At 44.9% G+C, this 16,208-nt stretch carries 11 protein-coding genes; 9 read left to right on the forward strand and 2 right to left on the reverse strand.

The window, feature by feature from the left end:
* Window positions 1–21: 21 nt before the first annotated feature.
* On the reverse strand, window positions 22–2,754 hold the full coding sequence (gene tnpC, locus AC5JL8_RS30345; protein ID WP_495883390.1) for an IS66 family transposase: 2,733 nt from the start codon (window positions 2,752–2,754) through the stop codon (window positions 22–24).
* Between the two features lie 425 nt (window positions 2,755–3,179).
* Window positions 3,180–3,398, reverse strand: a complete 219-nt coding sequence (locus tag AC5JL8_RS30350; RefSeq protein ID WP_495883391.1) for a hypothetical protein — start codon at window positions 3,396–3,398, stop codon at window positions 3,180–3,182.
* A gap of 165 nt (window positions 3,399–3,563) precedes the next feature.
* On the opposite strand from AC5JL8_RS30350, the gene AC5JL8_RS30355 reads away from it, so the two are divergent.
* The 9 genes from AC5JL8_RS30355 to AC5JL8_RS30395 all read left to right on the forward strand — a co-directional run bounded on the left by AC5JL8_RS30355 (window position 3,564) and on the right by AC5JL8_RS30395 (window position 16,119).
* Window positions 3,564–4,604, forward strand: a complete 1,041-nt coding sequence (locus tag AC5JL8_RS30355) for a ParM/StbA family protein (protein WP_495883392.1) — start codon at window positions 3,564–3,566, stop codon at window positions 4,602–4,604.
* A gap of 15 nt (window positions 4,605–4,619) precedes the next feature.
* On the forward strand, window positions 4,620–4,862 hold the full coding sequence (locus AC5JL8_RS30360; RefSeq protein ID WP_495883393.1) for a hypothetical protein: 243 nt from the start codon (window positions 4,620–4,622) through the stop codon (window positions 4,860–4,862).
* Window positions 4,863–4,867: 5 nt separating this feature from the next.
* The gene (locus tag AC5JL8_RS30365) at window positions 4,868–5,308 is read left to right on the forward strand and encodes a hypothetical protein (RefSeq protein WP_495883394.1); all 441 of its coding nucleotides are present in this window, start codon (window positions 4,868–4,870) and stop codon (window positions 5,306–5,308) included.
* Window positions 5,305–5,526, forward strand: coding sequence for a hypothetical protein (locus AC5JL8_RS30370; RefSeq protein ID WP_495883395.1), 222 nt, complete (start codon window positions 5,305–5,307; stop codon window positions 5,524–5,526). The genes AC5JL8_RS30365 and AC5JL8_RS30370 overlap by 4 nt, the downstream gene beginning before the upstream one ends.
* Before the next feature lie 56 nt (window positions 5,527–5,582).
* Window positions 5,583–6,257 (forward strand): hypothetical protein, encoded by a 675-nt coding sequence (locus AC5JL8_RS30375; RefSeq protein WP_495883396.1) that lies wholly within the window; start codon window positions 5,583–5,585, stop codon window positions 6,255–6,257.
* A 74-nt stretch (window positions 6,258–6,331) separates the two neighbouring features.
* Window positions 6,332–6,874: a hypothetical protein gene (locus AC5JL8_RS30380; RefSeq protein ID WP_495883397.1), complete on the forward strand. Its 543-nt coding sequence runs from the start codon at window positions 6,332–6,334 to the stop codon at window positions 6,872–6,874.
* A gap of 21 nt (window positions 6,875–6,895) precedes the next feature.
* Window positions 6,896–8,785, forward strand: a complete 1,890-nt coding sequence (locus AC5JL8_RS30385; RefSeq protein ID WP_495883398.1) for a helicase HerA domain-containing protein — start codon at window positions 6,896–6,898, stop codon at window positions 8,783–8,785.
* Between the two features lie 1,063 nt (window positions 8,786–9,848).
* Window positions 9,849–12,005 (forward strand): hypothetical protein, encoded by a 2,157-nt coding sequence (locus tag AC5JL8_RS30390; RefSeq protein WP_495883399.1) that lies wholly within the window; start codon window positions 9,849–9,851, stop codon window positions 12,003–12,005.
* Between the two features lie 610 nt (window positions 12,006–12,615).
* The gene (locus AC5JL8_RS30395; protein WP_495883400.1) at window positions 12,616–16,119 is read left to right on the forward strand and encodes a PAS domain S-box protein; all 3,504 of its coding nucleotides are present in this window, start codon (window positions 12,616–12,618) and stop codon (window positions 16,117–16,119) included.
* Window positions 16,120–16,208 lie beyond the last annotated feature (89 nt).

The raw sequence follows: 16,208 nt of genomic DNA on the forward strand, positions 1-16,208 counted from the left end.
AAATCATGGCAGAATGAGCTGCTAATGCTTAACAGCTTTGAACTTTTTAATATCTGTCTCTTCTGAAAATAGAAATTTAAAAAATGATTTGCCTTGAAAACGGCAAGTTTGCTGAATACTAAGCAATAATAAATAATTACGAGTTGATGACTCGTGAAACGGTGTTGATATATCTCGTTGTATCGCCAAATGTCTAATAGCTCTTTCAGCTACATTATTGTGCCAAAGAATTTTATCTTCTTCTAGAAATGTAAATAGGCTATCTCGATATCTTTTAAATCTTTTTTGATATTTTATAACTAAATCAGACCTATACCATTTATCAGTAATAAATAGTTGATAAAATTTATCAACTTCTTTCTTGAATTTTTCTAAAACCCTTTTCTTCAAGCCATATTTTTGAATAGCTTCCATAATGGGAATGATTAGATTTTTTACTTCTAAGACAAACATTTCATATTCAGTGTCAAATGGTGTTTCTCGAAGGTCATCATTAAGATCTCGAATAAGATGAACCCAACACTTTTGTTGCCTGCATTGCACTGAATCATAGCCAGCGTAAAAATCTGAAATAAGGATACCTGTATACCCTAATAGTAACTCATGTACTATTGTTGCTTCTCTAGTCTCACTCAGTTTGAATACTACATATTCTTCATTGGTAAAAACCCATCCATACCAATTAAAACCTTTAATATTAATTGTTGTTTCGTCCACATGAATGCTAGGACTTTTTAATAAAGACTGAATTATAAATTTTTCGGTTTCAGAATAATACTGTGCAAAATCCTTAATAAAGGTTACTATTGAGCCTGCAAGTATTTTTTCACCAAACTGCTCTTGCATCATTTCGCTAATGCTTTCGTATGGTAAACGCATAGCTACTCGATGGTAGATTAGCCATGCTTTAAATCCATGCCCGTAAAGCTGCGAATGTCCATATTTAGAGATAACTGGTGGATTATAAAACTTGCAGCACTGTGGGCAATAACCTTTATTACCTAAATATTTTATAATTGTTTTTTTAACACCGTTTTTTGTTAAGACTAAGTTAATGATGAGTCTTGTAGCTAGTCTTGTTGTGATTTTTAGAGAAATATTGTTGCAAATTGGACAGTTAACTGCCGCAGGAACTTCGATTATTTTGGTGGCTTTAGGATTAATTCTTCTTTGACCTTCGTACCCTTTTTTAACTCCGCGTTTTTTCTTTACCTCTTCATGAATACTCTGATTTGTATCCTGTCTAAAGTTTATTTTCTTTTTATCATAGTCCATGTGAGCAAAATTCAACATGGTTTCAAATTGACTAGAAATTTCAGTAACTATTTGATTTTTCTGTTTTTGATGTTCTTCAGAAAACTCTACTTCAGATAAAGTATCAGCCGACGTTTTTATTTTAGAAAGTTCATCTACTAGCAACTTTAAAGCATGACAATCCTCAGCATTATACGTGAGTAAGCAATCTTTGTATTGAGTATCACTCGTTTCTTGCCAATAATGCTGCCATACGAGGCTCTGAAGACCAGATGCAACAGGCGATGTCCATGTTGCTCCAATAAATGAACCAATCTCTTTCAAGCTGTTTGAGTAAACTGGAAAATAGATATTACCGTGAATGTAACTGTTAACATTAACTAATCTTTGAATGATAGTATCACTACTGGTTTTATAGCGTTTTGCTAATTTGGATATGGCACGCGATTCATAACTACCATAATGATAAATTGGAGCATTAGAGTACTGATTAATCACTGCCAACATCTGTTGCCATATCTGCCTTTCTTCCTCAGCAGTGTTAGCCCAAAAAGAGTAGAGCTTTATTGTGTCTGGTTGACAAACTAATAAACCAATTAAGTAATATAAATCTTGGTCGGGAACCCCCTCAATATCCAAAAATAATTCTGTCGATTGCCGACATAATTCTGGTAGATACTGGAGATATATTTTTCCTGTTCTAATGGCTAAAGCTTGTAACTCTAGCTTATGAGTGTTATCAAATTTATTGCGTTTTCCCTTTTTGCGTTTGTGTGGTTTAAATAGATAAGAAAGTTGTTTGACAGTAAAAATTCCCTTTTTTTCATATCGTCGAATGGCTTTGGGTGTAATGCCGTTAAGCAAGCTGAGGTGATTGTCTTGTAACGCTTTAGCTCGACAGAGCATCTTAAACTGGCATATTGGGCAATGCTTATTCAAAATTATAGGTGGTGGTTCTGACGATAAGCTTGTAACCCATCTTTGCAATGGCTCAAGTATAGGTATGAGATTTTTCTCAATATTCTTGAACCTAATGCGGTGAGATTTACCATCTACAGTAATGATGTGACCTACATTTGGTAAGCATCCCTGAATTTGTGCCAGTACATATCCAATGAAAAATAACTCTAACTTAGCCGTTTCATTAATCTGGTATGAGCCTATAAAAATGTTTGGTTCATAACTGAAGTTGCCCAAGGATGATTTATCATTTACCTTTTTTAAAAAGCAACATGTGGCAAGTAGTGTGCCAATACTTAATTGAGCATTTATCAAATAATCTATGCCGTGTTCAAGGTTGTTTTGCTGATATAATTGTACATTTGGGTTATCTTTTTTAAGAACATCAATATATTTAGTTTTCACATGGGACTTCTGCTGCTCAACAATTTGCTCATGCTCATGTAATTCTCTTGAAGGCTCCCCACACATTAACAGAAATGCCTTGTAGGGACACTGAGCATAGGCTACCAGAATTTGAGAAGTGATAACTTTAGCCATAAGTTTATTTCATGTGAGATCAATTACATCCAAGACCTTTTTTTTCAACTATATATATATATGTCGAAATTATAATTTTTAAGCATCAGGTTGCTGTAATTTGGGGTAGTTGTGAGGTGCTAGCCAATGCTGGGCAACAGGAGTGAGCATCACTGGCACTTAAAACGCTTGCAATAAAGCACTTTGAACTTTGACATCACTTGCGTTTCTTACTTTTTATCTAATCGTTATCTTTGATATCAGAATTGCTTCAACCTCATCATCTCGTGATGCCCCGACGAACTGGGGGCACTTCGTTTAGAGCGGGTGGTGTGGGGGACGGGCAATAATTTAAGGAGTGGAGTGGCCCCCAACTGGGCAGCCCGCCCCCCACACTCCGCTGCGCCACCCGCTCTACCCCAGTTCTTGACCCAGGTCATATTCAGTCAAGTATCACGCTCTTCCTCTCTATCCCATTCAAAATTTGCGGGAAGATTGCGTTTTACCCACTCCTGGATTATTTCTTCGAGTGCTTCAGATTGAGTAATTTCGCGGGCAGCACGGGCAATGCGAAAAGCCTTGGCTAAACGTTTGGGGATATAGCCAGAAATTTGCGTGTAATCTTCCCGTCCTCTTTTGCCGCGTTCATTAGTCATGCGATCCATATTCGCATGTGTTCTATTTTTTCGACAAATTTTTCTGGGTATTGTTCATGAACAATATAAATATATGTTAGGCTATGTTTATACGCGGGTAGAACCCTACGCATTCTTGGTTTTTAGGAGCTAAAACCTAGCGTATTCAAGACTTCCACTCAAAAAGATACGACTATGAAAGCAACACATAAGCAGCCGTGGAACGGTCATGCAAAGAATCCCGTATTGGCACAATCACAGCCACCAGCAGGGGAGCTAAGGTCAACTGTAGTATTTGATGGCGGAAACCGATTCGTGAAATGGATTGACCCTACCGGGAAGGTGCAAATCATCCCCTCATGCGTCAAAGAAGTAGGCGAATACCAATGGAAACGACTGAAACCAGACGCACAAACAGTATTGGTAGAAGTGGACGGCAAGCGGTACGTCATAGGACGCTTGGCCCAAGAACTAGGGGGTGAGCCGACCTTCCAGAAGAACAAATGTGAATTGGCAGAAATATTAGTACTAGCAGCAGTAGAGCCGAACTCAGGACATACGCAAGTCTGCATAGACCGCCTAGTGCTAGCAATGCCCAATACCCTAGACTTCGACGATGTGGCCAGCGTGCAGCGAATCGCCAACCACCCACAGAAGACGCAATTTACCCGCAACGGGCAGGAGATTGCCTATACAGTCACACAAGTCGAACCAATAGATGAAACCTATCCAGCCTTCATGTATGCCAAGCAGCAAGGCTATTTCTCCTATCCAGAAGCCAAAAACGCCGTGTGGGATATCGGAGGCGGCACGGCGATCGCCCGCATTTACACAGCCAACGGCACACTAATTCACGACGCAGAAGTAATACTGCCCGGAACCAAACAATTAGCCCAGGAAATTGCAGTAGAGCTAAAAGAAGCCTACAGCATGGACTACAGCCCCAGCCTGATTGACATCATGGATGCCATAGAGCGCCGGGATTACCGGATTGGAGCAGCAAGAGAGTACGATTTCTGGAATATTTACGATCGCTATGCCAGCCAGTGGGTGGAAGCAGCGCGGGCAGAAATCCGCTCAAAATGGGCAAACCACCTGCCGCAACTAGGTCATGTGCTAGTAGTCGGCGGTAGTGCTGACTTAGCCAGACCCATCTGCGAATCAACGGGAGACCGCTTTAGAATCCCAGAACAACCGCAACTATTCAACATCGTTGCAATGGCAAATCTTGACTAAGCAAGGTATGAAATCATGACGCAGACCCGAATTGTCTTAGACCCACAACACAAACCGAAAGCGGAATTAATATTGCAGCAGACAGGCATCACCACCCTCAGCCAACTGTTCAGCATCCTGCTGGTATGTTACGGCGACCATCTCATAGCCGGACTGCGCGGGCAACCACTGTCTATTACCACTCCCACCCCACAGCCCCGCCCGCCAGTGAAATCCCAACATCAAAACCAACCATTCACCCAAATGGCAGGGTTGTAAGAATCATGACACCGCAACAATTACTAAATGTCTTAGGAACAACCCTAGTAACCTTGTATAACATCCGCTCATCTCAGACATGGCTGGAGATAACCCAGCATCAGCTAGCCCATCCGGAACTGAAGACAAACCTTGCCTCAGCACTCATAGCCCTGACTGACCTGCAAGCCGACTTAGAAGCGACCCTAGAAATTCTGGAAAACCCGGCGTTGGTAATCACCAATGAAATGGTAGCAATGCTGAAATATCAACCCAGTGACAATTTTACTGCTGGTCAAATCCTAGCCAACGCCAATAAACTGGGCGGTTGGGACAACGCCGTGCAAATCACAGAAGCCATAGAGTTGGGCAGACATAACGACCTGCGGGCAATAGCCCAAAGTATGGATAAAGAACAAATCACCTTAATAGAACGGGTAATTGAGGGAGGAGGGCACTACCGATGAATGGGGAGAATCAATGGAATCCCGGCATATATGCAGCAGCAAAACAAGCCTTACTCAACGGCGGTGCTAATCAATGGCTAGCAGACACAGCAGCAAACATCGTCGCCAGTGATGACCCACACCAACCGAACCTGGGACGCACGGAGAGTGACCAGCAAATTATTCAAATGTCCTTGCCCTATCTGCTGCACGTTGCCGATAACTACCAAGACCAATAAAGAATGCCACCCACAAGGGGTAGCAACACGAAATATTATCTATCCAAATCCTACCAATGAACACAAGGAATTACGGGCAAGCCAAGCTAAAAGATCATATTTATGGCACAGCACCGGGAGCCTTAAACACAATGGCGAAATTGTTCGCCGTCAGTTCCGAAGACTTTAGGAAAGCCGTGTATGGCGACCAAGAAACCATTAAAAAGATTGCAGACATGGCGCGGTTATCAGAAGTAGCCAAAACCAACCTGCCAAAAGCCCTAGAGTCCTACCGTCAGATTATTGAAACAACTGGGAACTACAACCAAGCGCTAACCGAACTGGTAAAACTGACCCAGCAGCATGGTACTCAAACCATGAAAGCCATCTACAGCGCCCGACAGGGTGAGCAGAGGATGGGCAACGAACTGCAAGAACTAGCAGTAGCCAACGTCAACACCAGCACAACAGAAGCAACACGGCACGCTCAGAGAATGAGCCTGATTCAGATAGAAGGGACGACCGCAGATTTAATGGCGGTTGCCAAATACCAAGCAGACCTAGCCAAAGCTGCCAATAAAGTACCAGATGCTCAGGATGCAGCAGACCTGGCCTATGAGAAAGCTGTAGCCACAGCATTATGGGCGCAAGGCAGCGAAGCGAAAACCGACCGTATTCCCAAACCCAACTACCACCGCACCGCAGGCTTAAGCCGCGTTTGGCAAGGATTCCGCCGCACAATGGGGCTGTAAACCAGTAAACCAGTAAAACAGCCGGAGTGGTGAGGCTCCGGCTGCTCCCCTTATATTCTCAAATACGAAATTATATGGACTTTTTAACGTGGGAAAAGCCAGAACTGCAAGACCCCTTCGACTCGCACTCAGCCTTAAGCCTGGATGCGGCGAGACTCGACGAAGAAATTGCCGGGATTGTCAGCACCCGCCGCTTCTTGAATAAATCCCTGACCGCCATGACAGGGGTGCTGCTGGTAAATGGCGGTGTTCATCTAGCAGCCAAACTGGGATTACCAGCCCTAGCAGCAGGGACATTAGGCGGGATTTTGTTTGGCTTATTCTTGGTCAACGCCCTAACCAAAATCCGTCACTCAGAAGGACAGCCCAGCATTGACAGTGATTTTTTCCTATCCCTCGCCCAAGCTGCAAGTGTAGGCACTGCCTTATGGTTGTCCTTCACCGAACACCGAGAGATAGGGACAGCAGCCAAAGACGGCAGAGAGCGGTTTTTGGTAGAAGTGCGGGCTTATGAAGTCAAGCCAGAACCACCCAGCCATGACTTGTTGTTGACACTGGCGATCTCTCTGGGTGGTCTACTACTGATGCTGGGAATAGTCAAAAGCAGGGCTAGATAACACTAGAAGAGAGCTAGACTGATGGACAAGCAGGAATTGCAGCGCCTCAAAAGCAACGGTCAACTGAATAACGCCATTGTCGCCGTGCTGACAACAGCAGGGTTGGTATGTGGTGCCTTCGCCTTTAGCGGACGACAGACCGACCTAGTGGAATACTGTTTTCGTCCCCAAAAACTGACCAATCGCAGGAACGCCCGCAACTACTGCAACGCTCACCAACGTTACATCATGCCCGAACCAGAATTCAACGCCTGGGAACGGCAACCGATGAACCCGCTATACCAGGACGGCTGGACACTGCCTGCCAAAGCAACGCGCCTACGCACCATACCCGCCAACAACCCAGAAAAATATTTATGGGGCTTGGCAGGGGCTGGGTGTTTTGGTGTGGCATTGTTACTATCCAAAGGACGAGAAGGACGCTTGCTGCATGAACTTCCAGGCTATCGAGAGGAAGTCAAGACCAGTTGGTTCCATGCCCTGATTGCCGAAAGTTTGAAGCGGCGCAAAGTAGAGTACGCTGCCGAAATCGACTACCAGCTTTACCAATTCGCAGCCACCCGCACTGCCCGTGAGCGTCAATTGGCAATGCTCACTCCAGAAGAACTAGCAGTGTATCAAGAGAAAGTTCGCCTGCAATCCTCTATAGAATCGGCATCGCTATTACAGCAAGCCACTGGCACACCTGCGGCAGCACTGCCAGGGCAGAGCATGGCTGACATTGCCAACCCCGGCGATAAGGTACAAAGTGCCGAAGCCTGCGAGCGCCTGCATGAAGTAAAGGATAGACAAGTGTTCGACCCGTGGCAGGCAGACTTAAACAACCTGACCCCTGAATATCGCTACCTGCGGGAATTTATTAGCAATACCGCGTTAATCCTTGGTAGCCAGGGCAGCGGTAAGAGTTGGTTCGTGCGGTTGCTAGCCCTCCTTAAAAAGCTCAAAGGATACCGCGTTATCGTCTTCGACCCCAATAGTAACCAGGGCGAATGGCAGGGCGTGGAGTTTTACGGTTCTTACTCTGACATCGCCCACATGATGCGGTGGTACGTGGACGAAATTCAAGCACGCTATGACGCTTTTCGCCAGTCCAACATGAGCGAAGCCCAATGGCGGACACAGTTGTGGCAACGTGGTAAGGCTATGACTGTCCTTTGCGAGGAATATACGACCTACTCTGACTTCATTGAAGACGAAGAACTGCTGCGGAAGTTCGTCAAAAGTGCGAACACCCTCAGCCGTAAACAGGAAGCACCTGTCACCTTCGTGGCGCACAACTTGACCAAAGATTGTCTAGGCGGTGTCCCTGGCGTATTCGACATTTTCAAGCGAATGCAACGAGTACAACTGGACACCACCACCGACCCAAACAGCGACCAGCCTGTAGCAGCTGGTACAGGGCGTGTCAAAGGAGTGGACAGCGACGGGGAACGCCAAATTATTGCACCCAAGCTCAGTATCAAAATCACTGACTTTCGCACCGAAACCGAACGCTTACAGGCCACCCGCGAACAGCTTGCCCTGTACGACCTGCTAGAAGATATCACACCCCAAGAGCCGCCCGAAAAGACGTTTCCTGACAGCGAAACGCTGGAATGCTCACATGATCATGAAATTTTGGAAGAGCCGAAACAGGACATCAAAAGAGCGAAACAACCACAGCACAAGTCAGATAGCACTACAGAAGGAGAAAATCAGCGTTTCGTTTCGCCCCAACGTTATACCCGCTTCCAACTCACCTATGAGTCAGCACAGGCAGAAATTCAACGCTTACGAAACGCGAAACGGAACCAAACAGATATCATCCTGTTCTTATGGGATGCCAAGCCAGGCGACAACGAAGCCTACCGCAACGCCATTTCAGAATATAAGAAACTATTGACAGTCAAGGATAAAGAAATCGAGGAGTAAGGATGAAAGATATAAAACTTTACAAAAAAGATATGAGTAGCAGTCGTATGAACGCTGCTACTCACATCCTAAAAATAACTATGACTGACCTATTGGGGTTGAAATTACAGGAAAAAATGTCGGTTTTGCTGGAATAACATCTCACCCAAAATAGGTGGCAACTGACGAAATCAGCTTGTTTTTATACGCTCAAGGGGCTTTTCATGCTACTCTAGCGAGAGTAAGTCTGCTTTGCAGACCAAGATAAATCGATTTACAAAGGAGGCAAAAACGACAAGAGCAGTATATTCAAATAGTCAAAATAGGTGTGAGTCGTTATAGAACATTTTTGGCGTTATTAAGACTTGGCGGTCGACAAACCAAATTGTTCCAGACTGAGGACTCACTACTCATTCTTACCCTGTTGGCAATCTTAGCACACAGGGCGGGACATTTTATGCCTTTTTTGGGACAAAAAGTAAAAAAGGCATCTAGCGCTACAATTTATCCCGACTCTGGACTTACAACCCAGTATTGGCAATAACTACTGAGCCAAAAATAGTTGAGGGACAAGTCTGACGGCTAGATGCCTCATATATGAGGAGAAAGTCGTGGCATATTTACTTTTTCGGTTAAAAGCCGCATTTTATACCCTTGAGCTAACATCTAGGGCTGATTTCTTCTGTCTTTACTATCCAAAAGCTACCCCAAGCATTTAACAAGTTGCTTTATCAGTTTTGGACAGTAAGTAAAAAAAGAAATCGGCTAGCTGCCCACACGCCAGACATAAGGTTAGCAATTAGGCAACCAACCGCAATAAAAATAAGCAATTTCAGTTTAACAGTGTCTGGGTCGTAATTGAGGCAAAGTTAGCACAGCTTTATCAGATGGCATCAACCATAGAAGACTAACCATGAGAGTTTCAAGTTAAAAATTTTAATCCTTCTAATGGGACAACTGTTTAAGAGCAAATTTGACTTCTCTTGTTTTCGATTGTTGGTAATATTTGATACTGATAATGCTAATAAACGCCCCAAATCTTGGGTAGCTCCGATGAACGCAATCATCATCGGAGAAGACAACAATGGCAAAAGCCAATGCAAACATAGCAGTAAAACCTAACCTAGAGCCATTAGACCCAATAGGGCAGAGGTTTCTATCACACTTCCATCATGGATGGGGATTCATCTACGCCCCCACCCCAAAGGTTGGAGAACGCCCACATTGGCAAACAGAAAACCGCTATCCCTTGCAGCCCAGAAACTTGTGGCAGCAATACCAAGATCAGAGCGTGTTACTAGGATTGCGGTTCGATAAACAAACCAGCTACCTGCTAATAGACCTCGACCGCAAGAGCAAACTACACCCTGCCAACCACCTCTTAAAATACCAAGAACTACTAGGCTGTCTAGAAGAAATCGGCCTATGCCGACCAGTCCCCATACAATCGAGCGAAAGTGGCGGTTTGCACATATATTATTTTTTTGAAGAAAAACAACCCTCATTCCTCCTAGCCTGCGCGATCAAGCAAAAGCTCGAAGCAGCAGACTTCAAAATCAAAGCAGGAGAACTAGAAATCTTCCCCAACTGCAAAGTATACAGCCAAGGCAGACCAAGCAGCTTTAACGCCCACCGCTTACCCTTACAAGCAGGCTCATACATACTAGACGACATCCTAGAACCGTGGTCAGACGACATCGAAGACCTTCTCGATGCCGCCGACTGGTCAGCAAAAGGGCAAGATTACTCAGCATTAACAGAAGCGATCGCTCTAGCAAAATTTAAGAAAGTCATCAAATTCCCTTACCGTCAGCGTAGCGCCATAGACCAATGGCGGCATGACCTAGAAGAAAGAATCAGCTCAGGGTGGACAGGACACGGACAGACCAACTCACTACTCAAAGACATAGCTTGTTATGGTATAGTCTTTCGCCAACTAAGCGGACAAGCCCTAGTGGACTATATCATCATCACAGCCTGCCAGTCACCAGGATATATAGAATGGTGTCGCCACCAACACGAAATCGACCAAAGAGCCAGAGAATGGGCGAGATGCTGTGAAGGATTTTACACCCCCTACCCCGGTTCCCCGCAACGAGTAAGCAGCTATAAAGAACAATTTGGCATAGTAGATGATAACAAAATCATCTCTCTGCACCCCAACGAAGAAAGGCAGCAACAGACAATAGAGCGTATAAGTGCAATAGTCGCACAGCTACAAGCCACAGAAACATTTCCCGAACGTACAAGCGATCGCGCCAAAGCAATCATTACCGCATCCAAAGCCCAGTATGGCATAGGAGTCAGCCAGACAACCCTGCACAAGCCAAATTATTTACCGCTATGGCATCCCGACCACCAAGAAAAAACCACAACAAAACAGCCTGTAAATAATTGCCCACAGAGCAACACAGCGAATTTCACGGCGGAAAGATACGCCGAACTGCCAGATCCGTGGTTAGAAGAACTAGACGCTGAAATACAGACAGGGCAAGGAAAAGATGCACAAACAGCCTCGATTTACACACCCCCTCAATACATGAAGGTTTTGTACTTAATTTCAGCTAGAGCGTTGCCACCAGCAACGCCTCTAGCTGAAATTAATCAAATACAACAATCGCTCCCAAGCTTTAATTCTCCAGATTCTTCAACAATCTCAAATGTCTTAAATCATAAGCAAAACCAATGTCTTTCTTCCGGCAGCGAACCGGAAAATGACAATAAGCAAGACTTATCAAACTTCAAAAACCTTTGTCAATCAAACATTTCAGATTTAATAAACAGGATTGATAGCAAAATTGATAGCAGTTGTGCTATTGCTCTACCTGATGGATGTACTTTGAGAGATGAAGCGTCTGTACCAGTTTCACTACCAGCTTCTACACGATTAGATACTGGGTCTGAAGATTCGCTGCTCGTCCCAGCGATAGAACCGTATAGCTCATCAATCGTGGAAACGTTTACTCCAGAAGACTACCGTCAAAGCATTCGGCTGAAACTACAGGCAAGTAAGGAGGCACGCCATTGGGTGAAAGTATACTGCACCACTGAAAAATTGTTCTTGCCGCCGCAGGAGCGGATAAAACTGGAACAGCTGCAAGAGCGGCTTCTGATGTTAGAATCTCAGTCGCTGATTTTACAACAGGAAGCGCAGCAATGGCTGGCAGCTAACCCGGATGCTCTCTATATGGTACAGAGGTTGAAGGCAAGAAAGCATGACCACGGTAGAGAAAACTTTTGAGAGTGCAGGTTTTTGAGTAAAAACGAGTGACTTAGCTGCAAAAACTCAACAAAAACCCCACCGATCAAGTGGGGAAACAGAACCAGGACGCATAGAACAAATGTACTATTTAAGTGAGAAAAAAGCAAGTTTTCATGCCTATCTGTTTTCCCGCTTTGGTAGTCTTACGGAAACTGTTACCTGGATACCTGTGCTGATTGTCTACAGGTTTAAGCAATGCAAAATTAGCTATTTCTTAATTGCAACGTTAAATCCAGACAGATAAAGCGATTTGAGAGCATCAACCGCGCATCGCTGTTGCGCGGTCGCTCCTGATTAAAGTTTTTAATAGATGAAAATCTATGTCGAAGCTATTTTTGCTCATCTCCCCAATAGTTCTCCAGTCAGATCTTTTAACCCAGTATTGCGGAAAAGCGGCACAGTGTTTTTGAGGAAGATGGAGGGTCAGCAGTTGATGTTATGCCTATGCTTGGTGTAACTTAAATCCAATAATCACTCAGAAGCCTCTAATCAGCTTGAAATAATATCGCTGATGGTCAACGCTGATTAGACAATTTTTATGATTAGTGTTTCTTGAAGGTGGGTTAAGGATTACTAATATGGGGCAAATGTGCTGAACCAAACTCAATATTTGAAGCGGTATGGAGTGGCGATCTTATCTGTCATGATTGCCTTATTACTCATGCTGGCACTTGACCCTGTTGCTCAATTAACAAACGCTCGGTTTTTATTATTTTTTAGTGCAGTCACTATTAGTGCTTTCTATGGAGGGCGAAGCCCAGGAATTGTGGCAACGCTTCTTTCTGCTGGGTTTGCATATTATTATTTTTTAGAACCACAGTACAGTTGGAATTTAAACCAAGCCAGTGGACTCCAGTTGGCACTATTCATTCTTGAAGGAGTGCTGACTAGTCTGTTGGTTGGCGCACTCCGTGCGACCCAAGCCCAACTTCGTAAAAATTTTCATCAACTTGAGGCAATCCAAGCAGAAAATCAAAATTTGACCCAAGCACTTCAACGTCGGGTCGATGAACTGCAAACCCTGTTTGATGTTATTCCAGTTAATATTGCGCTGGCAGAAGATCCTGAGTGCCACGTAGTAAAAGTCAACACTGCTTATGCAACGCTGCTACAAATCCCAACAGATACGAATGTGGCTGTAACTCCAAGAGCTAAACAGTCTCAATTGCCGTACAAGTTTTATCAAAATGGACGAAAACTACAGGGACATGAGCTTCCTGTAGAGTACGCCGCAAAGCATGGTGTGGAAGTACGCGATGTAGAAATCGAACTGGTGCGGCAGGATAACACTGTGTTTAGTTTGTACGGAAATGCCGTGCCACTATTTGATGAATCGGGTCAGCCCAGGGGAAGCATTGGTGTCTACACAAACATCACTGAACGCAAACGAGCTGAAGAAGCCCTACGTGAAAGCGAAGAACGCTTCCGGGTTTTAGCAGATTGTGCGCCATGCCTAATATGGCTTAATGGTGTTGAAGGTGGTTGTGAATTTGTCAATCAAGCGTATCTAAACTTCTTTGGTAAAACCTTGGAAGAAGTTCAGGGTAATGGATGGCAACCCTCGCTACATCCAGATGACGCAAGACAGTATATTTCTGCTTATTTAGAAGCGTTGCAGGAACGTAAACCTTTCCAGGCACAAGTTCGAGCCATGCGAGCAGACGGGGAATATCGTTGGCTCGACTCCTACGGGATGCCCAGATTCAGCCATTCTGGAGATCTGCTTGGCTACGTAGGAACAAGCTTCGATATCACTGAGAACAAGCAGGCAGAAGAAGCTTTGCAGCGTAGTGAAGCAGCATTTCGCACCATTTCTAACGCTGCACCTGCTTTGGTGTGGGTCGGTTCACCAGACGGCACAATCATCTTTTTCAACGATCGCTGGTATGAATTTACCGGACAAACTGAGGCAGAAGCTGTTGGCTTTGGCTGGGTAGAAATAATACATCCAGACGATGCAGAACGGATTTTACCTCACTGGGAACATTGTCGGCAGACGGGCGAAACTTACGAGGGCGAAGTGCGCTACCGTCGCCATGATGGGGAATACTGTTGGCACGCATTTCGCGCTTTCCCACACCGTAGTACAGATGGAGAAATTGAATCTTGGTACGGTCTTAGTATTGACATCAGCGATCGTAAACGTTCCGAAACTACTTTGCGTGAGAGTGAACGGCGCTTCCGCCGCCTAGTGGAATCGAATATGTTTGGTGTTGCCTTTGGGGATTTTACGGGAGGTATTCATTATGTCAATGAGTATTTTCTGAAGATGATGGGCTACACCCGAAAAGAAATTGAAGCGGGACAGGTGCAATGGATAGATATCACCCCGCCGGAATTTCTGCCACTGGATGAGCAAGCAATGGTAGAACTAAGAACTAATGGGGTAGCAACACCGTTTGAGAAAGAATACATTCGCAAAGATGGCACCCGTGTGCCAATTCTCATTGGGGCGGCGCTGCTTGATGAACCCTACGATCAACAACAAGAAATTATTGCCTTTTATGTAGACCTGACTGAGCGCAAGCAAACAGAAAACGCACTTAGACAAGCTCTGCAAAAACTCAACTTTCATGTTGAGAACACCCCAATGGCAGTGATTGAGTGGGATCAAGAATTTCGGCTCACGCGCTGGTCTGGGGCAGCAGAACGTCTCTTTGGCTGGCAAGCTGATGAAGTACTCGGCACATTGCTAACTGATTTACAGTTTGTCTTTGAGGAAGACATCGAACAGGTTGCAGAAGTATTGAGGCGGCTGATGGTGGGGGAAGAATTTTATGTCTTCTCATACAATCGCAATTACACCAAACGCGGTGATGTCATCCACTGCGAATGGTACAACTCCAGTTTACGTGATGAATCAGGACGGATGCTGTCGGTGCTATCACTGGTGTTGGATGTAACTGCTCGTGTTCAGGCTGAACGCGACCGCGAACGGATTTTACAACAAGAGCAAGCCGCACGGGAGGCTGCTGAAGCTGCCAATCGGATCAAAGATGAGTTTTTAGCAGTTGTGTCCCATGAGTTGCGTTCACCCCTAAACCCCATTCTCGGCTGGTCAAAGCTTCTTAGAAGTCACCAGTTGGATCAACAAAAAACTGAGCGGGCGTTAGAAGTCATTGAGCGCAATGCCCAAATACAAGCTCAACTGATTAACGACCTGCTGGATGTGTCCCGCATTCTGCGCGGTAAGTTTAGCCTGGATAGCGAACCAGTCGATCTAGTATTCACCATTCAAGCCGCAATGGAAACCGTGCGTTTAGCGGTTGAAGCAAAGTCCATCCAAATTCACACCCAGTTTGAACCTGATATCGGATATGTTGCAGGAGATGCAGGTCGATTACAGCAAGTGGTGTGGAATCTGCTCACAAATGCGGTTAAGTTTACATCCCAAGGGGGACGAGTAGACATCCAGCTCGAACGTGTTGATGCTCAGGCTCAAATTATAGTCCGTGACACAGGCATTGGCATTCCTCCTGATTTTCTGCCTTATGTGTTTGATCAATTCCGCCAAGAGAGTTCAGCTACCACTCGCCGATTTGGTGGACTAGGGCTAGGGTTAGCAATTGTCCGCTATCTGGTAGAACTGCATGGTGGAACTGTGCAGGCAGATAGTCTAGGTGCTGGGCAAGGGGCAACCTTCACAGTCAGACTGCCGCTGATGCTACATCAACAGGCAACGAAACAAGACACGAAACCATCTGAATCTTCTCTGAATTTGCAAGGCACCCGAATTTTAGTAGTAGATGACGACGACAATACTCGCGAGTTTCTTGCCTTCTTACTAGAGCTACATGGGGCAAATGTGATAGCAACTGCCACAGCTACTGAGGCAATCACCACATTGACTCAATTTAAACCAGATGTATTGTTGAGTGATATTGGAATGCCCGATGTGGATGGCTATATGTTGATGCGGCAGGTGAGAGCCTTGTCACCGCAGCAGGGAGGCACGATTCCAGCGATTGCACTTACTGCCTATGCTGGAGAAATTAATTATCAGCAGGCAATGGCGGCAGGGTTTCAACGACATATCCCTAAACCAATCGAACCTCAAGTGTTAATTCAAGCGATCGCAGAATTAAGAGCGTAAGTATGAGTAAAAGCGTTACACGAAAGGGCTAAAACGTGTAATGCAGACTCAGTTGTTTGAAATCGCGTTTTCAACAGCAAATTTTTACC

Source organism: Mojavia sp. (assembly GCF_059505145.1).